The sequence below is a fragment of the Demequina sp. genome (assembly GCF_047975725.1).
GTDB lineage: Bacteria > Actinomycetota > Actinomycetes > Actinomycetales > Demequinaceae > Demequina.
In genome coordinates this window covers 1-23,883 of record NZ_JBKEED010000034.1, presented here as the reverse complement: position 1 = coordinate 23,883, position 23,883 = coordinate 1, and the positions used below count along the sequence as shown (strand labels likewise).

The following is a 23,883-nucleotide window of genomic DNA, read 5'->3' as shown; positions in this document are numbered from 1 at the left end:
GTATCGAAAGGCTTGGTACAGTCGGATCAGGTTTTCAAGGTACGAATGAGGTCGCTTTGACAGAGTATTCGAGCGCTGGGGATGGTCCCTACGCCGGTGTGCGACAGTGCCTTGGTAGGGCGGTCACCCCGCACGGGTTCGTCGCAGACGACTTTGACGGCTACCGCCGAGATTCAGGTGACCTGTGGCTCAACGTCTACGTGCATCGCCCTTCGAGCGAGAGTTTGCCCGACGAGGCTGACATCGAGGTAGCGGTGGGCGTCGCGTCCCGACGTGAGCAAGCGTTGGTCTATCTCTCGACGTGGCAGGCCGTCCATGGAGATGTGGCGCGCTACAGGCCATCGACGCCGGGTTGGCCGGACGCCCTCTGCGATGACTTCCAGCGGGTGTTGCTTCCGGAAGTGGTCGCTTGGAGGGATTCCCGCGACCTCTTTGAGGCGCTGCTAGCGAAGCGGGTTCCGCCGAACCGCGGGGTCGCGGGCGCAGATCACGCGACCGCGGCTTGGACGGTGGCTGTGGCGGCCGAACTGGGCCCGGCGGCCGAGTCTCGCGCGGTCGAGCTGGTCAATGCTGACGTGTGGCCCGACGACGTGGCTGACCATCTCGAGTGGTTCGCAGAGCGCTTCGGGATGCCACTCGTCGTGCAACGAGCCCCGCACGCTCGCCGTGTCGGCCGGTGGGCGCGCAAGCAGTAGTGAGTCGGAACGGTCTGCGACGGCACCATCATCACAGTCTCGGAATGAGCCGAATGGACCTGGAGTGAACAGCGCCACGTCGGTGTCCGCCGATGATCGGTCTCGGGTCTGTTGTGGCGTGCGGCGTCGTCGCCGCCGGTGAGCTCATCGGCCGGGATGTTGAGGTCACGATCGAACACGGACCTGACTGGGCGTTCTGGTATCTGCCGCCCGCACGCGAAGGAAGCTACGACACCCTTGACACGGAGTTCTCAGACATACCATTGGCGCTCGACACAGGCCGTCGTGGTCGCGGATGCGCGAGCGAGTTTGCGCAGCGGCCTTCCCGATGTGTTGGCGGCGGCAGAGCCCTGGGGTGCAATCGTCCTCGGCCAGGCAAGTGAACTACGGGTGCTCCATGCGCATGGGCAGTTCTGGGCGGTGCAACCGGGCTCCCGTGCCGACTCGACTGCAGAGACCACGCCTGCGCCCGGCGCTGTCGTCCCGGGATTCCGCGACGTTTCGCTAGTGGCGATTGCCCTTTCGCGCGTAGCGTTCGACGAGACGTCGAGCCCCGTCTGGTGCCACAGTGACGCGCCCGTTCGGATGATTGACTCGGGAACAAGTAGTGCCCCGCGGAGTGGATGCCCCTATTGCCGTCCTCCGGCGTTCGACGTACGCCATGGTGCGTGGTTCTTGATGGCGAAGCCTGAGCAGAGTGCTGCGGCTGATGGCGGACGTCGCTTGCCCGTTGGCCACATCCTGACGGGCGGTGGCGCGCGCGTTGCCCCGATGGGGCTTTCATGGGTGCGACGCCGACTAGAGCGGTGGAGGTCCCTCGTGTCGCGACGCGTTTGGGGGTTCTCGTCGCAACCTCCGCGTCGTGACGCAGCGTGTTGCCTACACGCGGTAGATTGGTTGCGGGTGAGTCGGCTGACTGGAATGTTGCCGGTATCCGAGTGTCCGGTGAAGTGTCGAAATGACTCGAACTGTGACTCCCTAGGCCATCATCGAAGGCAGCTGCGCCATCAACTGGCGCATGGTGGCTCGAAGTGCGGCCCTGTGTCGTTGCCCGGCAGGTCCCGGAGCTTCGGCCAACTCATCCGCCTTCGCTGCAAGCGCGTCAAGCCCTCGGGCCCGCGCACCGGACTACACAGCAGGGCCGCACGCTGAGGCGGCAAGAGCAGGAGGCGACGTGTCGCGTACAGGCCAGCGCGAGTCCTCGCGTACCCGCGCCACGGCGGGCAATCGTCGTGCGCGCGAGTCCCAGGGCAACCCTCAAGGGCTGATCCCGCTGCTCGCGAGCATCACTCGCGACATTGACCGCGTGGTGCAGCGTCCGCCTACGCGTGGAGCCAACCGCATCAAGTACCAGGTGGTCGCCTTGCTGGTGCGTGAGGAGAGGGCCGCCGTGAAAGCGGATACCTCTCTGACGGCAGGCAAGCGCGAGGAAGAACTTAAGCGGCTCGACGGCCTGGGGACCATCCTGGCCAAGATCGCCGCGCGCGACACCTCGCTGCTCGCGCTCCTCGCAGACGATGCTCGGGTCAGCGAGGCCGCCCGCGAGTACAAGGCTTCGGTGCTTGAGCGCGCCGGCCGCGAGGTGCCCGATGAGCCCGAGGTGGAGCCGCCGTCGGCGCCCAGCCCCGAGGCACCCAAGCAGGTCGCACCCCAGTCTGCGCTGTCGCGGCAACTGGCCAACCCGTTCCTCGCCCCCGACTTCACGGCCGTGCGCGAGCGCGCCGCCGCCCAGCCGCGCCGGCTCGCCGGCTGGGAACTGCTCGAGCCGCTGTTCCACGCCTTCGACCGCGACGAGCCCGGCGCTCGCGCGTGCATGAACCTTCCCGATGCGGGTGCCTGGTCAGCGCAGGACGTGCGTCTTCCCGCAGGGCGCGCGCTGATGCCCCACCAGGCGCAACTGGTGGCCGCCGCATCCCAAGGACACCGGACCTTCCTGCTCGCCGACGAGCCCGGCCTGGGCAAGACCGCGCAGGCGCTGCTGGCCGCAGAAGCCGCCGATGCCTACCCGCTGCTGGTGGTCGCGCCCAACGTCGTCAAGATGAACTGGGCGCGCGAGGTAGGGCTGTGGACGCCGCATCGGTCCGTCTCGATCGTCCAGGGCGACGGCGAGGAGGTCGACGCCTTCGCGGACGTGATCATCGTCAACTACGCAGTGCTGGACCGTCACGTGGGGTGGTTTGGCACGCACGGATTCCGCGGCATGGTCGTGGACGAGGCCCACTTCATCAAGAACAAGGGCTCTCAGCGCTCCAAGCACGTGCTGGGCCTGGCCGAGCGAATCCGCCATCGCACCGCGCGGCCGCTGCTCATGGCGCTGACCGGCACGCCGCTGATCAACGACGTCGAGGACTTCCGTGCCATCTGGGAGTTCCTGGGATGGATCGACGACGACAAGCCCGTGGGCTCCCTCATGATCGCCCTCGAAGAGGCGGGGCTGGTCCCGTCGGATCGCGGGTTCTACTCTGCCGCCCGCGCTGCGGTGGTCGACCAGGGCATTGTGCGCCGACGCAAGATCGACGTGGCCGCCGACATCCCAGCCCGCACGGTCGCCGACCTCGCGGTGGAACTCGATGGACCCGAGGGGCGCTCGATCAGGGCCGCCGAGGCAAAGCTGGCCGCGCGCATGGTCGAGTCCTACCGTCGCGCCATCGCGGCCCGCGGCGACCGCCACCCGGACGACGGGATCGACCTCGATCTGGTGCGGCGCATCGCGGCCACCGAACTCAAGGACTCGAGCGACAAGAAGTTGGGCGAGAACGTCTTCACCATGGTGCGGCGCATTGGTCAGGCCAAGGCGTCGCTCGCGGCGGACTACACCGCTCAGTTGGTGCGCTCCGCAGGCAAGGTGGTGTTCTTCGCCAAGCACATCGACGTGATGGACGAGGCGGAGCGATTCTTCGCGGACGCGGGGATTCGCTACGCCTCGCTGCGCGGCGACCAGAGCGCGGCCGTACGCGAGCGCAACATTGCCGCGTTCACCAAAGACCCAGAGGTCTCGGTCATCGTGTGTTCGCTGCTGTCCGCGGGTGTGGGCGTCAACCTGCAGGTGGCCTCCAACCTGGTGCTCGCCGAACTGTCCTGGACCGATGCGGAACAGACGCAGGCGATCGATCGCATCCACCGCATCGGCCAGTCGGAGCCGGTGACCGCGTGGCGCATCATCGCGGCGCAGACCATCGACTCGCGCATTGCCGAGCTCATCGACTCGAAGTCGGGGCTCGCGGCGCGGGCGCTCGACGGAGAGGTGACCGAGGGCGTCGACACGTCCGCGGATGTGCAGGTCGAGGCGCTCGTGGGACTGCTGGTCGATTCGCTGCGCGCGGAGGGCATCGAGTAGGTCGCGTTCCCAGCAACCTCTCAGGACTCTCCAGGGTGGCTCCCTGGTGCGAGTAGTCCACTGGTACATGACGACACCAGGAGGACACGATGAGCTACGACACCCATCTCACCGACGAGACTGTGACGCCCGCCCGGCCGCACCGGCCTTCGCGCTGGCGCCGCGCCACCGTGGTCACCGGCGTGACCGCCCTCGCTTTGACCTCGATCGCGACAGGGCTGACCTTCTATGACCGCGCGGATGCCGCGGTGGATTCCACGGCATCCGTGGAGTCCACGCTTCCGAGCACCGATGACACCACCACGCAGCAGCAGATGCCGCAGGTGCCCGGCAACAGCGACGGCGGCATTCAGCTGCCCGGGCGCGGCTCGTCTGGTTCGGGTTCGGGACTCGAGGGACTGACCCTGCCCGACGGCTCGTCGATGTTCGGCGACGGCCAGACCTCCACCACCCAGGACGAGGCCACCATCGCGAGCACCGAGCAGTCCACGGGCATCGTCCTCATCGACACCGTCCTGGCCTATGAAAGCGGCGAAGCCGCTGGCAGCGGCATGGTGCTCACGAGCGACGGGCTCGTCCTCACCAACAACCACGTCATCGAGGGCGCGACCGAGATCACTGTGACCATCGGCACCACTGGCGAGACCTACACCGCCGAGGTCCTTGGCACCGACTCGACCAATGACGTCGCGCTGCTTCAGCTCGAGGGCGCATCGGGCCTCACGACGGTCACGCTCGACGACGACGGCGTCGCGGTGGGCGACGAGATCACCGCGGTGGGCAACGCCGAGGGCGGCGGGGTACTCATGGCGGCCGAAGGTACCGTGACCGAACTCGACTCGTCCGTGACCACCTCCGACGAGCTGACGGCGAGCGGGGAGACGCTCGGCGGCATGATCCAGTTCTCCGCAGACGTCGTCTCTGGCGACTCGGGTGGTGCGCTCATGGACGACGAGGGCGAGGTCATCGGCATGACGACCGCCGCCTCGACGGGGCTGTCGACGACGATCGCTTTCGCGGTCCCCATCGAGGACGCCATGGTGATTGCGCAACAGATCAACGCCGGCGACGAGTCGGGCACGGTGAGCATTGGCTACAAGGCGATGCTGGGTATCGCCGTGGGGGCCGACACGACCGGACTGCCCAGCGGCTGGTCCGATGCGACCACCACCGCCGGTGCGCAGGTGCAGTACGTCTACGAGGGCACCCCGGCCGAGGAGGTCGGTCTGGTGGCAGGCGACACCATCACGGCTCTCGACGGCGCCTCGGTGAGCAGCGCGAGCGAACTGACGGACCTCATCGGCGGCTACGAGCCCGGCGACTCGGCCGAGCTGACATGGATCACGACGTCAGGCGAGCAGCAGCAGGGGACCATCGTCTTCGACCAGGGGCCCGCCTCGTAAGCGGGGTTACCCTGACTGCATGAGCCAGCGCATGTACACGATGACCTTCTCTTCGGTCTACCCGCACTACGTGACCAAGGTCGAGCGCAAGGGTCGCACTCAAGCGGAGCTGGATCAGGTCATCGGCTGGCTCACCGGCTTTGATACCGCACAGATCCATGCCTATGCGAACGACGAGAGCACCTTCCCCGAGTTCTTCGATGCGGCCACGCTGCACCCCAACGCTGGCCTCATCAAGGGCGTGATCTGCGGCTACCGGGTGGAAGATATCGAGGACCCGCTGGTGCAGAAGGTGCGCTACCTCGACAAGCTTGTCGACGAGCTTGCCAAGGGCAAGGCCATGGAAAAGGTGTTGCGCGCCTGAGCGCCGCTTCCGCGTCTCAGGGCCGATGCGGGGGTACCCTCGCACGGTGAGCGACAGTCAGGACAGGTCGGGGCAGGGTTCCTCCGGTACCCCGGGCGCGCGGCGGCCGATGCCGCCGTCCATTCAGCCCGGCCAGCGGCCCTCAGCTCCTCGCGACCAGCGCTCCGGTGCACGTGAGGCGAGCGGCGCTCCCCAGCGCCGCAGCGTAGTCCCGCCTGCCGAGCCGCGCTCGACGCCAGCACGAGCCAGTGGCTCGGCCCCCGCATCGGCCCGTCCGCCGGCGCCTCAGCGCTCGGACCAGCCGGCGCAGGCCACCTCCCGCCCGCGCTCGATAGCACCGACCCAGCGCACGGCTGCCCGCCCCGCCTTCGCACCTACCGAAGACTCGTATGACGAGGCGCCGGTTGCCCCACCGCGGCGCCGCAAGCGTCGCCGCGGGCGCCGCTGCCTCACAGCGCTGCTGGTGATCGCGTTGTTGTTCGTGGCCGTCCTCATTGCGCTGGTCATGTGGGTGCAGTCGAACCTGCAGACGGTCGATGCGCTCAGCGGCGCCGCCAACACCCCAGGCAACACCTACTTGATCGTGGGCTCAGACTCGCGAGAGGGGTGGGCCGAGGCGGATTCCGTCGAAGGCAACCGCACCGACACGATCATGGTGTTGCACCAGCCCGAGTCCGGCCCGACGGCCCTGATTTCCATCCCTCGTGACTCCTATGTCGCGATTCCCGGGCACGGTCAGAACAAGATCAACGCTGCCTTCAGCTGGGGCGGAGCGCCCTTGCTCGTCGAGACGGTCGAAGGGCTGTCTGGCCTCACCATCGACGGCTACATGGAAATTGGCCTGGGCGGTGTGAGTGGGATCGTCGATGCCCTCGGCGGCGTGGAGCTTTGCTACGACGCCGACGTGTCCGACTGGCGTAGCCGCATGGAGTGGACGGCGGGCTGCCATGTGGTGGGTGGCGAAGACGCTCTCGCCTTCTCCCGCATGCGCTATAGCGACCCCAAGGGCGACATCGGTCGCGCCGAGCGCCAGCGGCAGGTGGTGGCCGCTGTGGCCCAGGACGCCCTCAAGCCCTCGACGCTGCTCAATCCCGGAAAGGCGTCGGCCGTAGCCAACGCGGGCTTTGACGCCTTCACGTTCTCGGAGGGCACCGGCGCGTTCGATCTGGCCAGGATGGCCCTTGCACTGCGCTCGGGCCTGGGGGACCAAGCCGTCTCTGGCACACCTCCGATCGCCGACATGGGCTACGACGTGGAGGGAGTGGGGTCGACCGTGTTGCTCGACCCCGACCTCATCGACCAGTTCTGGGACGACATTGAGGCCGGTGCTTTCGAGCCTGGCGAGAGCGTCGGCGGAGTCGAGTAATCACCGCGCTGGCCGAGTGGCTTACTCGCAGACCACTCCGTCGCCGTCGCCGTCGCGGTACCAGTCGTATTCGGGGTCGACGCCTTCGTAGTACGGCCCCAGGCCTGACGGCAGGTCCTTGCAGTAGGGGTAGCGCTCGTCGACCGCCTCAGTGGCAGGCTTGGACGTCTCTACAGGCTTCGACGTCTCAGCAGGCTTGGACGTCTCGGCGGGCTTGGTCGTCTCCTTCGGTGCGCTGCCCACGTTGCTCGCAATGATCGGCTGGTCTCCGGGCGCGGGCAGTGCCTGCTCGGGGCACGTGTCGAGCACGTCGAGCATGGCGTCGAGTTCGGCCTGGGTGACCCACACCGAGTACTTGGCCTTCACCGCGACCTGGCGCGCCACGTACTCGCACCGGTAGGAGCGGTTCGACGGCAGCCAGGTCGCCGCGTCCGAATCGCCCTTGGCACGGTTGGCACCGGCGTCCACCGGCTCGAGGTTGAGCGGGTCGTTCGCGAAGGCCACGCGCTTGGCGAACTCCCACGATGCAGCGCCCTTTTGCCACGCGTCGGACAGCGCGACCAAGTGGTCGATGTCGACCTCGCTTGCCCCGCCGCGTTCAAAGTGGATCGACGTCCCCGTGAAGGGGTCGGCGAGGTCTCCCGACATAACCTTGCAGCTGCCGGACATGTCGCGGTTGGTCAGGCGCAACTTCAGCATGTCGTTGCGGGTGTCGCAGCCGTTGCGGTCCACATCGACCCATCCCGAGCCAAACAGGTCGCGGTCGTACCCGGTCTTGGCGGCGCGCCCCTTGACGGTGAGGTCAAGTGCCGCGGCGTAGGCGGTGCCGTACTCGACGCGCTCTGCCGTCGCGCTTGCCGTCGGAGTGGGGCTCGGCTGGGCGCTGGGCGCGATGGTCGGGGATGGTGATGCGCTGGGCACTGGCGAGGCCGACGTCTGCGTGGGTGATGGACTGGGCTCTGCCGTAGCAGCCGGGGTGACGCTGGCGGCTGCGAGGGCATCGTCGACATCCGCAGGATCGTTGTTGGCGAACGCGGTAGCAAGAACGGGGAGCGCCACCACCGTGACGACCATCTTCACCCACGCCTTGGTGCCCGCGCGCATCCACAACAGGATGATGCCCGGCACGATGCCGAGGATGAGGCCCGCGATGATCGCAGGCCATGATGTCCACTTGCTCTGACGCGCAGCCACGGTGCCCCCCTCAGTTCTGAGAATGGCACCGTACGGGTGCGAGCCGGGGCGGGCCAAACTGGAGTGGCGAATGCCACGTCACCCGCGCATCGGCCCGTCTGAGCGTCCTGGAAGGACGTGGCGGTCGGTTTCAGCGCGTGTTGTGCTTCCTGCGAGGCAAACAGGTCACGGGTGCGCTCCCGCGATAGACTCGCGGCGCCGGCCCCGCGGTGCTGCATCCGGTCGAAGCCACGGGCTTCGGCACGCCGGAACCACCTTGCCCAGCACCAGGAGAACGCCCGCACATGACCAAGACTGCGCTCCACACCGCGCTCGACGCTGCGGCGACCGTCAGGGCGCAAGGCATCGTCACCATCTGGGTGGTGGTGCTCCTGACGTGCGGTCAGGGCTTCCGCTACATGATCGGCACGCCCGGGTACATCGCGCTATGCCTGGTGAGCGTCGCGCTCGTCATCGTGAGCTTCCGCCCGACGCTGCGATCGCTCAAGCCGCCGCTGCTCATCGGAGCCTTCGTCGGCCTCGCCGCGCTGTCGATCCTGTGGTCGGTCACGAAGGTCGTCACGGTGCTTGCCGTGGCCGCGCTCGTCCTGACCACGTTGATCGCGATCATCACGGCACGGGGAACGCGCAACACCGCCTTCATGGTGCGCCTGTATCGCGGCTTCCAGATCAGCCTGTTCCTGGGCGTGATCTTCGAGATCCTCGTCGCGCTGCTGGTCGACGGGCCGCTGCAGCCTTTCGTCCGCGACCTCGAGTCGCTCGCGTCGAACCAGGGTGGGGACCCCATCCAGAATGCGTGGTCGGAAAACGCGTTGCTCGAGGGCGGACCCATTCAGGGCTTTGTCGGCAACCGCAACCCCTTCGGGGCGATCGCGCTGTTCGCTGGAATCCTCGCCGTGGTGTTGGTGCTCGACGGCCGCATTCGACGCCTCGATGGCTGGTTCACGGTGGGCGTCGCCGTCGCCGTCCACTTCTTGACCATGTCCGCGACGGTCACGGGCTCGCTGGTCGTGTTGCTCGCCCTGTCGGCCGGCGCCGTGGTGATCCGTCGGGTCTCGCCCCGCACCAAGCGCGTCCTGTCCTTCAGCATCGTCGCGTGCGCCGCGATCGCCTCCGTCTTGGTACTGAAGTACCGCGACGAGATCTTCGCGATGCTCGACCGGCGCTCCGACTTCACGAGCCGCGCCGACATCTGGGTGGACGTGGTGCGCTACGCCATGGAGCGCCCCGATGGCTGGGGCTACGTGGGCTACTGGCCCATCTGGCACTACCCCTACTCGGAGATCGGTGCCGATCTGGAGTACGTGCGTCCCACCCACGCGCATAACGCCTTCCTCGACGCATGGCTCCAACTGGGACTCATCGGCGTGGTGTTGCTGTTCGGCATCGTCGTGCTGCTGTTCGGTAGCGCGTGGCGTCTGGTCGAGCGCGCCGACAGGGGAGACACGTTCATCCCCCTGGGGTGGGCGCTGCTGACGGTCGCGCTTGCCATGCAGGCGCTCACGGAGTCGCGCCTGCTCGTCGAGGGCGGCTGGTATCTACTCGTGGCGCTGTTCTGCATTGGGCCGCCCGTGTTTAGGCTCACCATCGTCGACCCGCAACTGGTGCATTACGGCACCCGAACCCGGTTCGCTCGTGCGGGGGCACCCGGGTATGTGCGCATCGATCACGTGCAACTCGCCATGCCCAAGGGCGAGGAGGACGTCGCGCGCGAGTTCTATACGGGCGTGCTCGGCATGATCGAGATCGCCAAGCCTGAAGCGCTACGCGGGCGCGGCGGCTGCTGGTTCGAGGCGGGGGACATTGCGATCCACCTGGGCGTCGAAGAGGGCTTTGCCCCCGCACGCAAGGCGCACCCCGCCTTCGTTGTCGAGAACCTTGATGCCCTGGCCGAGCGCCTGGACAGCCTCGATTGCGCCTACACCTATGCCAATGGGGAGTTACCGGGGGTCCGGCGCCTGCACACCTTCGACGCGTTCGGCAACCGGCTCGAGTTCCAGCAGGTCTAGCGCGCGCTACGCCTTCGCGGCGGCCTTGCGGGCCTTCTTGTCGTCGGCCTTGCGCTGCTTGTCTCCACGCTTGGTCTCGCGCTTGGCCTCGGCCTGCGCCCAACCGGCGGCGCCTACGATCCCGGCGCCGTTGCGTAACTCAGCAGGGATGATCGGTGCGCGCAGCTTGAGGTGAGGCAGGAACATGTGGTGCGACTTGGAGACCCCGCCGCCCACGATGATGAGGTCGGGCCACAGCAGGTCCTCCATGCGGGAGTAGTACTTCTGCAGGTTGGCGATCCAGCCGTCCCAGTCCAAACCAAGGCGGTCCCGCGCGGACTCGGCAGCGAAGGTCTCCGCGTCCTGGCCGTCGATCTCGATGTGGCCCATCTCAAGGTTGGGGACCAGTTGGCCGTCCACGATCATCGCGGTGCCAATCCCGGTTCCCAGGGTGGTCATCAGGATGACGCCGTCCTGTCCGTGTGCGGCGCCGTGCTTGTACTCGCCGTAGCCAGCCGCGTCCGCATCGTTCATGACATGGACGTCGTGCCCGGCTTGGTCCCGGATGATCTGGCGCAGGTCCGCACCGATCCAGGCGTCGTCGACGTTCGCGGCGGTCTTGACCACACCGTGCTGCACCACACCGGGGAACGCCACGCCGATAGGCGTGTCGGCTTGGGGACAGAAGCGAGAGATGCACTTGGCGACGGTGCGCGCCACCGCATCGGGCGTCGAGGGATCCGGAGTGGGGATCCGGTATCGGTCCTCGGTGAACTTGCCGGATTTCAGATTGACGGGCGCGGCCTTGATGCCCGTGCCGCCAATGTCGACGCCGATCGCGATGTGCTTGCTCATGGCAGTGTCAGAACCTCCGCGGCATCGTCGGTGATGAGGATCGTGTGCTCAAACTGGGCCACCCACGAACCGTCGCTGGTGACAACGGTCCAGCCGTCGTCCCACTCGTGGTTGTCCTCGGAACCCATGCATAGCATCGGCTCGACGGTGAAGACCATGCCAGGCTCGATGATGTCGGAGTGGTGCGGCGCGGCGTCGTAGTGGGGGATGACGAGCCCGGTGTGGAAGGCGGGGCCCACGCCATGCCCGGTGTAACTGCGGACGGACTCGAAGCCGTGGCGCGCGGCGTACTTCTCGATCACGCGGCCAATGACGTTGACCTCGCGTCCGGGGCGCGCTGCCTTGATGCCGCGCATCATCGCCTCGTGAGTGACCTCGACCAGTTGCTTGGCACGATCAGAACCCTCGCCCGCGATGAACGAGCCGCAGTTGTCTCCGTGGACGCCATCCTTGTAGGCGGTGATGTCCACCTTCACGATGTCGCCCTCTTCGATCACGGTCGAGTCGGGGATGCCGTGGCAGATGACCTCATTGACGGAGGTGCACATGGCCTTGGGAAAGGGCGGGCGGCCTGCGGCACCCGGGTAACCCAGGGTCGACGGATAGGCGCCGTGGTCGAGGACAAACTCGTGGCCTATGCGGTCGAGTTCGTCCGTTGTGACGCCCGGCTGCACGTGACGCCCCACCTCCGCGAGGGCCTGCGCGGCAATGCGTGCGGAGACGCGAATGCGTTCGACGACCTCGGGGGTGTGGACGTCGCCGCCTTCCCACCTGGCGGCACGCTTGCGGCCTACGTAGTCGGGACGGACGATGGAGGACGGCACATCACGCCAAGGTGAGACGACGCCCTTGGTGATGCTCTCGCGGACCGGGCTCATGCCTGGCAGTCTAGTTGGCATGGCATCCGAGACGCCCGCCGAGGCCGAGTTCTGGTTCAACACCCGTACGCGCATGGTCGAGAAGGGGCGTCAGAGCTCGTGGGAGCACCTGATGGGCCCGTACGCGACAGCGCAGGAAGCCACCGAGGCCCTCGAGAAGGCCCAGCAGCGCACCGAGGACTGGGACGAGGAAGACGCGCAGTGGAGGGGCGACTCCTAGCCTCGTGTGCCAGTCCTACTCGTCAAACGTGTGCTGAGCGGCGGGGAACTCGACATCCTTCACGGCCTTGACGTAGGCAGCCGCGCCGTCGGTCATCGCCTGGCCCACTGCGGCGAACTGACGTGAGAAGGACGGGTGCCAGTCGCCCACGCCCATCGCGTCGAGCCACACGAGGACCTGGCCATCAGTGCGCGACCCCGCGCCAATACCGATGGTGGGGATGTCGAGCGCGGCCGTGATCTTCTCCGCAACCGGGGCGATGACCATCTCGAGCACGACGGCGAAGGCTCCCGCCTCCTGGAGCGCCAGCGCATCGGCCAGCATCTCGTCGTAGGCGCCATCGCCGCGGCCCTGGATGCGGCGCCCTCCCAGGGCGTTCTCGGACTGGGGCGTGAAGCCAAGGTGGCCGCAGAACGGGATACCCGCATCGGTCACGGCCTTGACCTGGGCCGCGATCCGGCGCCCGCCCTCGAACTTGATCGCCTGCGCGCCGGACAGCTTCATCATGCGAATCGAGGAGGCCACGGCCTGCTCAGCCGAGATTTCGTACGCTCCAAAGGGCAGGTCGGCGACCACGAAGGCGCGCTCGGCGCCGCGTGCGACGGCGCGGGCGAAGGGGATCATCTCGTCGAGTTCGAGCGGGACGGTGGAGTCCATGCCGAGCATGTTGTCGCCCATCGAGTCGCCCACGAGCAGCATGTCCACGCCTGCGGCGTCGAACGCCCTCGCGGTGGGGTAGTCGTAGGCGGTGAGCATGGTGATCTTCTCGCCACGCGCCTTCATCTCGGCAAAGTGGTGGATGCGAACCTTCTTCATGACCACCACTGTAGGCGCGCGGCCGTCGCTCCCCCCGCCCCCTTCCCATCAAATGGATCCATTTTCATCGTCTCCCCGCGCCTCTTTCCCGCCAAATGGATCCATTTGACTCGTGAAGAGGGGGAGGGCCGATGCGGTTGCCGGCTCAGGAGAGCTCTCGCCACCGGCTCGTGATGGGCAGGCGGCGGTCGCGGCCAAAGGCCAGCGCGGTGACCTTGGGGCCCGGCGGGTACTGGCGACGTTTCCACTCGGCGCGGTCCACGAGTTGCAGCACGCGATCCACGACGGCCTCGTCGAAGCCGCGCGCGAGGAGCTCGGCCCTGCCCTCGGCGTGCTCGACGTAGGCGTCGAGCACCTCGTCGAGGAGGTCGTACGGCGGTAGCGAGTCCTGGTCGACCTGGCCGGGTCGCAGTTCCGCGCTCGGGGGCTTCTCGATCGAGTTCACGGGGATGGGCTCGACCTCGCCGTGGGTCGTGGCGTAGGCGTTGCGCCAGCGCGCCAGGTCCCACACACGGGTCTTGTCGAGGTCCTTGAGGGGTGCGTAGCCCCCAATGGAGCCCGCGTCGTAGATGGTCGCGTAGCCGGTCGCGAGCTCGGACTTGTTGCCCGGCGCGATCACCAGGTGGCCCTCGCGGTTGGAGATGCCCATGAGGATCACCCCGCGCACACGGGCCTGAAGGTTCTCCTCCGCGACACCCTCAAGCGCGAGCTGACCCTGGAAAGCGTCCACGATGGCAGCGATGGGCTCGACCCGGTAGTCGGCGCCGATGCGCTTGGCGAGATCCGCGGCATCGTCCTTGGAATGCTCGGAAGAGAAGGAGGAGGGCATCGAGACGCCGACGACGTTGGCGCCACCGAGAGCATCGGCCGCGATGGCAGCGGTCAGGGCCGAGTCGATGCCGCCCGAGAGCCCCAAGATGACGGACGAGAAGCCGTTCTTGAGGACGTAGTCGCGCAGGCCCGTGACGCATGCGAGGTAGACCTGCTGGTCATCGGAGGCGAAGTCGACCACCTCACCCTGGGTGGCGGGCGCATCGGCCTCGGGCAGATCCCACACGAGGAGGGCGTCGTCGAAGCCAGGAGCGTTGGCGAGCCAGGCGCCGTCGGCCCCCACGATGAAGGAGTGGCCGTCGAAAACCAGATCGTCCTGGCCGCCCCACAGGTTGACGTAGGCCAGGGGAGCGCCCACCTCGGAGGCACGGCGGCGCGCGAGGTCGGTGCGCACGCGGCCCTTGCCTTCCTCGAAGGGCGAGCCGTTGAGCACGGCGAGCAGGTCGAGATTGGCCGAGGCGACCTGCTCAACAGGGCCGCCGTCGACCCAGATGTCCTCGCAGATCACGACGCCGATGCGCCTGCCGCCGACCTCGACCACGCACGGGTCCTCGCCTGAGGCAAAGATGCGACGCTCGTCGAAGACGCCGTAGTTGGGCAGGTGGTGCTTGTTGTAGTGGGCGATGACCTGGCCGCCGCGCAGCGCCGCGGCCTGATTGAAGGGGCGCCCGGACTGCGCGACACCGAGCGTGCCGACCATGACGGTGAGGTCGCCCAGGCCATCGGCCTCCAGGTCGCTCGCGAGCGTGTCCACCGCGCGGGCAGCGGCGCGCTGGAAGCTGGCCCGCAGGGCAAGGTCCTCAATGGGGTAGCCGGTGATGACCATCTCGGGGAACACCACGAGCGCGGCGCCAGCGGCTGCGGCGGCATGTGCGTGGTCGCGAACAAGAGCGGCGTTACCAGCGATGTCGCCCACGCAGGGGTTGACTTGGGCAAGCGCAATGCGGAGGGCGGGCATTCGGTCAGCCTATCGGGCGTGTCGCACGGTCCAAGTGTTACGTGGTTGTCACACACATAGGGCAGGATGGGCGCATGGACAAGCAGCAGGAATACGTGCTTCGCAGCGTCGAGGAGCGGGACATTCGGTTCATCCGTCTGTGGTTCACGGACGTGCTGGGCGTACTCAAGTCGGTAGCCATCGCGCCGGCGGAACTCGAGAACGCGTTTTCCGAGGGAATCGGCTTTGACGGGTCGGCGGTGGAAGGCCTCACGCGCGTCTACGAAGCCGACATGCTGGCCAAGCCCGACCCGTCGACCTTCCAGATCCTGCCGTGGCGCGGTGCGAGCCAGGGTGTCGCGCGCATGTTCTGCGACATCTCCACGCCTGACGGCGAGCCCGCGTTGTCTGACCCCCGCCAGGTGCTCAAGCGCACGCTCGACAAGGCCTCTGAACTGGGTTTCGCGTTCTACACGCACCCCGAGATCGAGTTCTACCTGTTCGAGAAGCCCGAGCCGGGACAGCTACCCAAGCCCGTCGACCAGGCAGGCTACTTCGACAATGTCCCGCGTGGCACCGCCCACAACTTCCGCCGCGAAGCCATCACGATGCTCGAGTCCATGGGCATCTCGGTCGAGTTCTCGCACCACGAGGCTGGGCCGGGCCAGAACGAAATCGACCTGCGGTACGCCGATGCGCTGACCATGGCCGACAACATCATGACGTTCCGTACGGTCATCAAGGAGGTCGCCCTCGAGCAGGGCGTGTTCGCCTCCTTCATGCCCAAGCCTCTTGCGAACGGCCCGGGTTCCGGCATGCACACCCACATGAGCCTGTTCGAAGGCGACCGCAACGCCTTCTACGAGGCGGGCGCGGACTATGGGCTGTCGCAGGTGGCCCGCCAGTTCATCGCTGGTCTTCTGAAGTACGCACCGGAGATCTCCGCCATCACCAACCAGTACGTCAACTCGTACAAGCGGCTGTGGGGTGGCGCCGAGGCGCCGTCGTACGTGTGCTGGGGCTCGAACAACCGCTCTGCGTTGGTGCGCATTCCCGTGCACAAGCCGGGCAAGGGGCAGTCCACCCGCATCGAGTACCGCGCGCTCGACTCGGCCGTGAACCCGTACCTCGCCTTCTCCGTGCTGCTCGCGGCCGGTCTCAAGGGCATCGAGGAGGGGCTGGTGTTGCCCGAGGGTGCAGAGGACGACGTCTGGGAACTCAGCGCCGCCGAGCGCAAGGCCATGGGGTACCAGGCGCTGCCGTCGTCTCTTGCCGAGGCCGTCGCGGTGATGGAGCGCTCCGAACTCGTGGCCGAGACTCTTGGCGAGCGGGTGTTCAACTTTGTGCTGCGCAACAAGCGTGCCGAGTGGGAGGCCTACCGAGCACAGGTCACCCCCTTCGAACTCGAGCAGTACCTGCCCGTTCTCTAAACGCCGTGAGCTCTCGCGAGGTCTCGTTCGCCACTCAACTCAGGCGCGCGGGCGTCGCGGACGTCTCGCGTGCCGAGATGCTCATCGACAGGCTGTACGACGTCACCGGAGCGACGCTGGTCGATCCCGCTACTGCGGTGTCGTACCTTGCCGACCCCGACATGGGGCTGTTGCAGTTGCTCCGTGTCGCCGAGGCGGCTCGGGATGCAGGCTGCCTCGACGACCTGATTGCGCTCAGGGACTCGCGCGCGGGTGCCAAGCTCGGCGTGCTGCTGGGGGCGTCGGTGGCGCTCGGCGACTTTCTGGTGCGTCATCCGCAGTTGGTGGCGGACTTCGCGGCCTGGCCAGAGTCGGAGTCGTTCACTCAGGTGGACCATCGTCGCGCGCTGCTCGAGGCCGTGGGGGCAGACCCCCACGCGAGCGCGCCTGTGGCCTCCCTGCGTGGAGACGAAGGCATTGCCGCGATGCGGATCGCCTACCGCCGCCAACTCATGCGCGTTGCGGCAGAGGACCTGTTCGCCGCCCAGCCGGTCGCGCTTCTGCCAGAGGTGGCGGCAGCACTCGCTGACCTCGCGGGGGCGGCCCTCGAGGCGGGCCTCGCGATCGCGCGCGCGGGAGAGCCTGACCACGCCCTGACCAGGCTTGCCATCATCGGCATGGGCAAGTGCGGCGGACGGGAACTGAATTACGTCTCCGACGTCGACGTCATCTTTGTCGCGGAGCCTGCCGAGGGCGCCGACGACACGGCCTCGCTCAAGATCGCGACCCGCCTGGCCAACGCCGCCTCACGGGCGTGCGACAAGGCCGGAGCCGAGCCGGGGCTGTGGCAGGTGGACGCCAACCTGCGTCCCGAGGGCAAGGACGGGGCCCTCGTACGCGGCGTGGCCTCGCATCGGGCCTACTACGACCGGTGGGCGCAGACCTGGGAGTTCCAGGCCTTGCTAAAGGCGCGCCCGATCGCGGGTGATCCCGAGGTGGGGCAGGCCTACATCGCGGCGATGGGGCCGCTGGTGTGGAAGGCCGTGGAGCGCGACGGGTTCGTTGAGAGTGCCCAGGCGATGCGCCGCAGGGTCGAGGAGCACGTGCCGGCGGCGGAGGCGGATCGCCAGATCAAACTCGGGCCCGGAGGCCTGCGGGACGTCGAGTTCACCATTCAGTTGCTCCAGCTCGTTCACGGCAGGCACGACGAGTCGTTGCGCTCGCGCACCACGCTCGATGCCCTCGCGGCACTGCGGCGGGGCGGCTACGTGGGCAGGCCCGATGCGGCCAAGATGGACCGCTCGTACCGTCAGTTGCGGGTGTGGGAGCACCGCCTCCAGTTGCGCAAGCTTCAACGCACTCACCTGATGCCCAAGGAAGAGGGCGCCAGGCGCGTGCTCGCGCGGGCCTCGGGCTTCGCCACTGTCGAGTACATGGACGAGGTGTGGCACGACACCAGGCGCGATGTCCGTGCGATGCACCTGGAGATGTTCTACCGGCCCATCTTGCCGGTAGTGGCCTCGCTCAGCGCTGACGAGGCCAGGCTCGACGATGCCGCGGCACACGCGCGCTTGGCAGCGGTCGGCTTTGATGACTCGCAGGCCGCGCTCAGGCACATCATCGCGCTCACGGAGGGCGTCTCGCGCCGCGCCGCCATTCAGCGTCAACTCCTGCCAGCGATGATCGGATGGTTCGCCCAGGGGGCGGATCCCGACGCCGGCCTGCTCGCGTTCCGACGTTTGTCCGAGCAGTTGAAGGACGCCCAGTGGTACCTCAAGCTTCTGCGTGACTCAGGGTTTGCGGCCGAGAGCCTCGCGCGCCTGCTGTCGACTTCCGTTTACGTGACCGATGCGCTCTTGGCTTCCGCAGAGGACGTCACCTGGCTCGCCGATCCAGCCGAGCTCGCTCCGCGCAGTCGCGAGCGACTGGAGCGCGAAGCGGCGGCAATTCTGAGCCGCGCGGCCGATCCCGAGCAGTGCATTGTCGCGCTGAGGGGGCTGCGGCGGCGGGAGCTTGCGCGGGCTGCTGCCGCAGACGTGCTGGGCCTCATCGACTCGGTGCAGGCCGCCGACTCGGTGAGCATCGCGGCCGATGTACTCATGTCCAGTGCGCTCCAGATTGCCACCAAGGTTGTCGCGGCGGACGAGGGGCTCGAGGAGCTTCCCCTGACGATGATCGTGGTGGCGATGGGTCGTTACGGCGGCTCAGAAATGTCCTACACCTCTGACGCAGACGTGCAGTTTGTGTACGACGGCGAGGGGCCGCGCGCCTCGGCGCTGGCCGTCAAGGTCGCACAGACGGTGCAGCGATTGCTCAAGACCCCTGGGCCGCAGCCCGTGTTGGAGATCGACGCTGACCTCAGGCCCGAGGGTCGCAATGGTCCGCTCGCGAGGTCGCTTGCCTCGTGCACCGAGTACTACGGGCGTTGGTCAGACCCGTGGGAGGCGCAGGCGTTGCTGCGCGCGCGACCCTGTGCCGGCGATCCCGACCTGCTCGAGCGCTTCACCGGGATGATCGATCAGGTGCGCTACCCGACGGAATTGCCAGGTTCTGCGCTCAAGCAGATGCGCACCCTCAAGGCGCGCATGGAATCGGAGCGGCTGCCGCGAGGGGTGGAGCCTCGTCGCCACCTCAAGCTCGGTCCTGGCGGGCTGGCCGACGTCGAGTGGACGGTCCAGTTGTTGCAGCTTCAGCATGCTCACCGGCACGAGAGTCTCAGAACCACACGCACGCTTGAGGCGCTGCATGCCGCGGTCGACCTCGATTTGCTGTCGCGCTCTGACGCGCAGCTCCTGGAGGACGCGTGGGTGCTCGCCACTGAACTGCGCGGTGCGCTCGCGCTGAGAGGCCGTTCGCGCACTCCCGATGTGTTGCCGGCCGACACGCGGGAACTGCGGGTTCTGGCAGGGATCATGAATGTTCGGGACACTGGCGCGGAACTCCTCGACAGGCACGGCAGGACCACGCGTCATGCCCGTGCTGTCACGGAGCGAGTGTTCTTTGGATGGGAGAGTGGCGCGTGAGTGTGCTGAGGACGCTGATCTCGGCGTTGTGCATCGTCGGCGGTGCCGTGTTGATCGCCGCGTGGGCGGTCAGTTCGGTGATCGTTGGTGCCGTCGAGGATGGCACAGCCGTGCGGGGCATGGCCGAGCGGGCGCTGGACAACCCTGCGGTGCGCTCGGTGATGGCGACGCAGATCACGGACCAGACGCTTGCAGCGCTCGCTGACCAGGGCATCGACATCGACCAGCAACTGGTGCGTAGCGCGATCGAGTCGTCCCTCGAGGCCGCCATCGGGACCGAGGTGTTCCGGACCGCGGTGCTCGCGGAGGTCGACGACGCGCACGAGCAGTTCGCGGCGGCGCTGACCGACTCGCTTCGTGCGCCCGCTCCACTGGTCTTGAGCGTCGACGTCTCTGACGCGGTCAACGCTCGGATCGACGAGGTCGGTGCGGTGGGTTCCGCAATCCCGGACGTCACCGTGCCTGCCGTCGACGTCGAGGTCATGAGTGCTGACAAGTTCGAGACCACCAGAGATGCCTACGGCGAGGTCGAGTGGGCCCAGCAGTGGGGCCTCTGGGCTGGCCTCGCGCTGCTCGTCGTCGGCATCCTCGTGTCCCAGCGCAAGCGCTGGTTCCTTGCCAAGGTGTTTTTCGCTGTGGCTGTGATCTGCCTGTTGTTCGGCGGAATGATCGGCTTGTTGGGCCCGGAGACCATCGTCACCTTTATCCCGGGCGGTAGTGACGGTCCGGGGGCGACGCTATGGCGTGATGTCCTGACGGAAGAGGCTGCGCCGCTGGTGATGGAACGCGCGCTGTGGACCGCGGGCGTCGCCTTTGTGGCCGCCATCGTCGTCACGCTTGTGGGTTCGATTCTGGGTGGCAGGCGCCGTTGATTGAGGCATGAGGGGGAGAGCGTGATGAGGGCCCTGAGAGTCATAGGTTCCGCCTTCTTGGTGCTGTTGGGCTCGATGCTCATGGTCGTGTGGGCACTGAGTGTGAAGACGGTCCACAGCATTGAGGACGGCACGGCCGCCGATCAGCTGGCGACGCGGGTACTTGAGGCACCGGAGACGGCCAACTTGATCGCCGATCAAGTACAGGCCGCGCTCGTGGAACAGGTCGAGGGGCGGGTGGGAAACCTCGCGCTCGTGCTCCTCGACGCGCAGATTCACGGCCTGATCGTCGACGTGGTGGGCTCGGACTTTGTCACTGAGGCGGCTCTCAGCGGAGCCAACCGGGTGCAGAACCGTTTGCTCGACGAGGTCTCGGACCCTGACAGGGAGATGGCGCCCTTCACCCTGTCGATCGATGTCGGTCAGAGGATCAACAGCCGTCTCGATGAGATCCCCGTCGTTGGCGCACTGGTGCCGGAGTTGGATATCCCTGTGTTCTCCGCGGACGTGATCGATGCGCAGACGTTTGAGGACGTCCGCACCGGGTTCTCCGCTCTCAAGTTTGCGGCCACCTGGTTCGTGTGGTTGGGCTTGGTGTCCATCGCAGGCGGGATCGCTCTCGCTCCTCGGTGGCGGCGGTTCCTGCCGCGCGCGCTCATCGGAGCGGGCACGCTGGGCGTGGCCATCTCTTTTGCATTGGGGTCCATCGGTCCCCGCACCCTCGCATCGTTCATGCCCGGTGGCCGTGACGGTGGGGCGGGCATCCTGGTCGAAGACGTGGTGGCCACGACTGCGCTACAGCCCATCGTGGATGTGCTCATGCGGCTCGGGTTGGTTGCCTTGGTGCTTGCCGGGGTGTTCTGGCTCGCCCTGCGGTTCCTGCCTGGGCAGGCGGACAGCGAGCGAACAAGACCATCGCAGGGGGCTGCGGATCAGACCGCGGATCCGGTCGAAGGTGCCGTCGCATGACAGGAGTCATCCACGTCAGCGCCGTGGTACTCCGTGACGAGCGCGGGGCCATTCTCACGGTGCGCAAACGCGGAACGCAACGCTTCATGCTCCCCGGTGGCAAGCCTGAGCCTGGCGAGGGTCCGCGTGCGGCGGCCGCCCGCGAGTGTGCCGAGGAGATCGGCTTTGTCGTGGCCCCCGAGGCGCTGAGCGTTGTCGGCGAGTTCAGCGCGCCTGCAGCGAACGAGCCGGGCTGGCAGGTGCAGGCGCACGTGTACTCCCACCCGGCGCCCCCGCGCGTGAGCGCTGCGGCCGAGATCGCTGAGTTGCGGTGGCTCGTGCTCGACGGGACGGCGCTACCCGACGACCTTGCGCCCCTGCTGGAGACCAAGATCCTTCCCGCGCTGGGGCACGAGGGTCCCTCGCAGGAGACCTAGCGCGAGGAGTTGCCTGCCGCACGCGGTCGCGACGTCGAGCCGCGGACCACGAGGTCAAAGGGCAATGCAGTGTGAGCGGGCTCGGTGGGGGTGCCGTCGAGAACGTGTAGGAGTCTCTCCACTGCCAGGCGGCCCTGAGTCTGCGGGAACTGGTCAACGGTGGTCAGGCTAAAGAACGAGGCGAGATCGTGTCCGTCAATGCCCACGACGGAGAGGTCTCCGGGGACCTCCTTGCCCAGGTGCCGTGCCGCGAGGATGGCGCCCACGGCCATCTCGTCGGACGCCGCGAACACTGCGGTCGGTTGAACTCGTGGGTCGCCGAGCAGTTGCAAGGTCGCGTCGTAGCCGCCCGCGATCGTGAAGTCCGCGGTCCTGACCAGTAGCGGATCGGCCGCGATACCCGCAGCCTGCAGGCCCTGCTCGTAGCCTCCGCGCCTGGCGGCCGGCAGGCGGAAATCGAGCTCGAAGTCTGGGTGGCCCGCGATATGCGCGATCTGGCGGTGCCCGAGCGCGATCAGGTGGTCGGTCGCGAGCCGTGCGATCGCCTCGTCGTCAATCGACAGCGTCGGCACTCCCTGCAGTGGGCCGCCGATGCCCACCACGGGCTTGCCGAGCCCTCGTATGGTGGCGAGCTCGTCGTCGTCCAACTCGAGGCTGACGGCGATGAGCCCATCCACGCGCTTGCGGCGCAAGAACTCCGCGAACAGGCGTCGGCGACGCTCATCGCCCCCCGGTTCGTGGCCGCCGCCGGTCCGCGGGTCCAAGTGATAGAGGGTGAGGTCGTAGCCGCCGTCGGACAGTGCGTGCTGGATGCCTTGGAGCACCTGCATGTAGAACCACGAGGTCAGGAACGGCGTGACGACGCCCACGTTGCGGGTGCGTCCCGAGGCGAGGCTTGAGGCGTTGGCGGAGACGACATAGCCGAGTTCCTTGGCGGCCTTCTCCACTCGTGCGCGAGTGGCGGGGGACACCGAGGACTTGCCCGACAGCGCGCGCGAGACGGTGGCGGTGGACACTCCTGCGAGCTCCGCCACCTTCTGGATCTTGGCCATGAGCGCCTCCTCGTGCGTCGGTGGTTAGCGCACCATCCAGACGCAGGTGTCTGCGGGAATGCTAGCGCCCACCGGGGCAGAGGACTCGACGACCTCGCCGTCAGGAAGCACATAGGGCTCGCCGTCAACGTTGGCGTAGACGGTCAGCGCACCCACCTGCAGGCCCAGGACGCCGGGAGGCGTCTCCAGCCAGGTGAGGTCCGCTGTCGCGAGGCCCCACGTACGCCGCGCCTTGAGCGCGCGGGTGTACATGGCGAGGGTCGACGAGGGGTCGCTCACCTGAGTGTCGCGTGCGAGCGAGGCCCACTGCGCAGGTTGCGGGAGCCACGCGTCGCCGGTGGGCGAGAAGCCGAAGGCGGGCGCATCGGCCTCCCAGGGAAGGGGTACCCGGCAGCCGTCGCGGCCGTACCGCTCGCCGGCCGTGCGGTGCCACGTCGGGTCTTGGCGCGCCTCGTCGGGAATGTGGATGGCCTCGGGCAGGCCGAGCTCCTCACCTTGGTAAAGATAGGCCGAGCCGGGCAGGGCGAGCATCAGCATGGTGGCTGCGCGTCCCCGGCGCAGGCCCACCACCTCGTCGGGCAATCCAACGGACTTGGGGCCGATCCCGTGGCCCTGGGGATTCTCGGCCGACAATGCCATGCGGCTCGCGTGGCGCACCACGTCGTGGTTGGACAGCACCCATGTCGACGGAGCGCCCACGGCGGAGAACTCGTGGAGCGACTCGTCGATCACGGCGCGCAGGCTTTCCGCGTGCCAGTCGGTCGAGAGGTAGGCGAAGTTGAACGCCTGGTGCATCTCGTCGGGGCGCACCCAGTCCGCCATGAGAGACAGGGGGTGAACCCAGGCCTCGGCCGCGAGAATGCGCTGGCCGTCGTACTCGTCGACCACCGAGCGCCAGCGCCGCCAGATCTCGTGCACGCCGTCCTGGCCCCACCAGGGCGCCATGGGACCGGCCCCGCCGCCCATGGAGTCCGCGTCCTCAGCGATGATGAAGTCCGGCAGGCCATCGGCCTTGATGAGCCCGTGGGCGACGTCGACGCGGAAGCCGTCGACTCCGCGGTCGAGCCAGAACCGCAGGATCCGGTCGAACTCGGTGCGGACCTCTTCGTTGGTCCAGTCCAGGTCGGGCTGGGAGGAATCGAACAGGTGCAGGTACCACTGGCCGGGCGTGCCGTCGCGGTCGGTCAGGCGGGTCCAGGCCGGGCCGCCAAAGACCGATTCCCAGTTGTTGGGGGGCTCGTTGCCGTCCACGCCGCGT

The 23,883-nt window shown here is 67.5% G+C and carries 19 protein-coding genes; 12 read left to right on the top strand and 7 right to left on the bottom strand.

The features are described 5' to 3' along the window. Positions 1-56: 56 nt before the first annotated feature. The 5 genes from ACK5NO_RS12560 to ACK5NO_RS12540 all read left to right on the top strand — a co-directional run bounded on the left by ACK5NO_RS12560 (position 57) and on the right by ACK5NO_RS12540 (position 7,165). A complete protein-coding gene (locus ACK5NO_RS12560) occupies positions 57-695 on the top strand; it encodes a hypothetical protein (protein ID WP_416813026.1) in 639 nt (212 codons plus the stop codon). A gap of 1,174 nt (positions 696-1,869) precedes the next feature. Continuing rightward, complete coding sequence (locus tag ACK5NO_RS12555) at positions 1,870-4,032, top strand: DEAD/DEAH box helicase (RefSeq protein ID WP_416813025.1); 2,163 nt, start codon at positions 1,870-1,872, stop codon at positions 4,030-4,032. An 89-nt stretch (positions 4,033-4,121) separates the two neighbouring features. Beyond that, positions 4,122-5,435 (top strand): S1C family serine protease, encoded by a 1,314-nt coding sequence (locus ACK5NO_RS12550; protein ID WP_416813024.1) that lies wholly within the window; start codon positions 4,122-4,124, stop codon positions 5,433-5,435. Positions 5,436-5,454: 19 nt separating this feature from the next. Beyond that, positions 5,455-5,799: a DUF2200 domain-containing protein gene (locus ACK5NO_RS12545; RefSeq protein ID WP_416813023.1), complete on the top strand. Its 345-nt coding sequence runs from the start codon at positions 5,455-5,457 to the stop codon at positions 5,797-5,799. Positions 5,800-5,845: 46 nt separating this feature from the next. Continuing rightward, positions 5,846-7,165, top strand: coding sequence for an LCP family protein (locus ACK5NO_RS12540; RefSeq protein WP_416813022.1), 1,320 nt, complete (start codon positions 5,846-5,848; stop codon positions 7,163-7,165). 21 nt (positions 7,166-7,186) lie between these two features. On the opposite strand, the gene ACK5NO_RS12535 is transcribed toward ACK5NO_RS12540, so the two are convergent. Beyond that, entirely contained in the window at positions 7,187-8,359 is a 1,173-nt protein-coding gene (locus ACK5NO_RS12535) for a GmrSD restriction endonuclease domain-containing protein (RefSeq protein WP_416813021.1), read from the bottom strand. Between the two features lie 284 nt (positions 8,360-8,643). On the opposite strand from ACK5NO_RS12535, the gene ACK5NO_RS12530 reads away from it, so the two are divergent. After that, positions 8,644-10,368, top strand: a complete 1,725-nt coding sequence (locus ACK5NO_RS12530) for an O-antigen ligase family protein (RefSeq protein ID WP_416813020.1) — start codon at positions 8,644-8,646, stop codon at positions 10,366-10,368. 6 nt (positions 10,369-10,374) lie between these two features. Here ACK5NO_RS12530 and ppgK read toward each other — a convergent pair whose 3' ends face one another. Further along, positions 10,375-11,202, bottom strand: a complete 828-nt coding sequence (ppgK, locus tag ACK5NO_RS12525; protein ID WP_416813019.1) for a polyphosphate--glucose phosphotransferase — start codon at positions 11,200-11,202, stop codon at positions 10,375-10,377. Continuing rightward, on the bottom strand, positions 11,199-12,080 hold the full coding sequence (gene map, locus ACK5NO_RS12520) for a type I methionyl aminopeptidase (protein WP_416813018.1): 882 nt from the start codon (positions 12,078-12,080) through the stop codon (positions 11,199-11,201). The genes ppgK and map overlap by 4 nt, the downstream gene beginning before the upstream one ends. 19 nt (positions 12,081-12,099) lie before the next feature. On the opposite strand from map, the gene ACK5NO_RS12515 reads away from it, so the two are divergent. Continuing rightward, positions 12,100-12,300 (top strand): hypothetical protein, encoded by a 201-nt coding sequence (locus tag ACK5NO_RS12515; protein ID WP_416813017.1) that lies wholly within the window; start codon positions 12,100-12,102, stop codon positions 12,298-12,300. Between the two features lie 15 nt (positions 12,301-12,315). Here the strand turns inward: ACK5NO_RS12515 and panB are convergent, their stop codons facing one another. Together panB and ACK5NO_RS12505 are read right to left on the bottom strand one after the other, a co-directional pair. Next, a complete protein-coding gene (gene panB, locus ACK5NO_RS12510; RefSeq protein WP_416813016.1) occupies positions 12,316-13,116 on the bottom strand; it encodes a 3-methyl-2-oxobutanoate hydroxymethyltransferase in 801 nt (266 codons plus the stop codon). 145 nt (positions 13,117-13,261) lie between these two features. After that, positions 13,262-14,905: an NAD+ synthase gene (locus ACK5NO_RS12505; RefSeq protein ID WP_416813015.1), complete on the bottom strand. Its 1,644-nt coding sequence runs from the start codon at positions 14,903-14,905 to the stop codon at positions 13,262-13,264. A 74-nt stretch (positions 14,906-14,979) separates the two neighbouring features. On the opposite strand from ACK5NO_RS12505, the gene ACK5NO_RS12500 reads away from it, so the two are divergent. Genes ACK5NO_RS12500 through ACK5NO_RS12480 form a run of 5 tightly spaced genes read left to right on the top strand, consistent with a single transcriptional unit; the run spans position 14,980 to position 21,573 of the window. Continuing rightward, a complete protein-coding gene (locus tag ACK5NO_RS12500) occupies positions 14,980-16,314 on the top strand; it encodes a glutamine synthetase family protein (protein WP_416813014.1) in 1,335 nt (444 codons plus the stop codon). A 5-nt stretch (positions 16,315-16,319) separates the two neighbouring features. Beyond that, on the top strand, positions 16,320-19,316 hold the full coding sequence (locus ACK5NO_RS12495; RefSeq protein ID WP_416813013.1) for a bifunctional [glutamine synthetase] adenylyltransferase/[glutamine synthetase]-adenylyl-L-tyrosine phosphorylase: 2,997 nt from the start codon (positions 16,320-16,322) through the stop codon (positions 19,314-19,316). Further along, entirely contained in the window at positions 19,313-20,188 is an 876-nt protein-coding gene (locus ACK5NO_RS12490; protein WP_416813012.1) for a hypothetical protein, read from the top strand. The genes ACK5NO_RS12495 and ACK5NO_RS12490 overlap by 4 nt, the downstream gene beginning before the upstream one ends. A 24-nt stretch (positions 20,189-20,212) precedes the next feature. Then, the gene (locus tag ACK5NO_RS12485) at positions 20,213-21,157 is read left to right on the top strand and encodes a hypothetical protein (protein ID WP_416813011.1); all 945 of its coding nucleotides are present in this window, start codon (positions 20,213-20,215) and stop codon (positions 21,155-21,157) included. Next, positions 21,154-21,573 carry an NUDIX hydrolase gene (locus ACK5NO_RS12480; protein ID WP_416813010.1) on the top strand — a complete coding sequence of 140 codons (420 nt, stop codon included), beginning with the start codon at positions 21,154-21,156 and terminating at the stop codon, positions 21,571-21,573. Before ACK5NO_RS12485 ends, ACK5NO_RS12480 begins: the two co-directional genes overlap by 4 nt. Here the strand turns inward: ACK5NO_RS12480 and ACK5NO_RS12475 are convergent. Next, positions 21,570-22,625 carry a LacI family DNA-binding transcriptional regulator gene (locus ACK5NO_RS12475; protein ID WP_416813009.1) on the bottom strand — a complete coding sequence of 352 codons (1,056 nt, stop codon included), beginning with the start codon at positions 22,623-22,625 and terminating at the stop codon, positions 21,570-21,572. The two genes, ACK5NO_RS12480 and ACK5NO_RS12475, sit on opposite strands and share 4 nt — an antisense overlap. Before the next feature lie 24 nt (positions 22,626-22,649). Next, on the bottom strand, positions 22,650-23,883 hold a 1,234-nt coding region (locus tag ACK5NO_RS12470), incomplete at its 5' end, for an alpha-amylase family glycosyl hydrolase (RefSeq protein WP_416813008.1).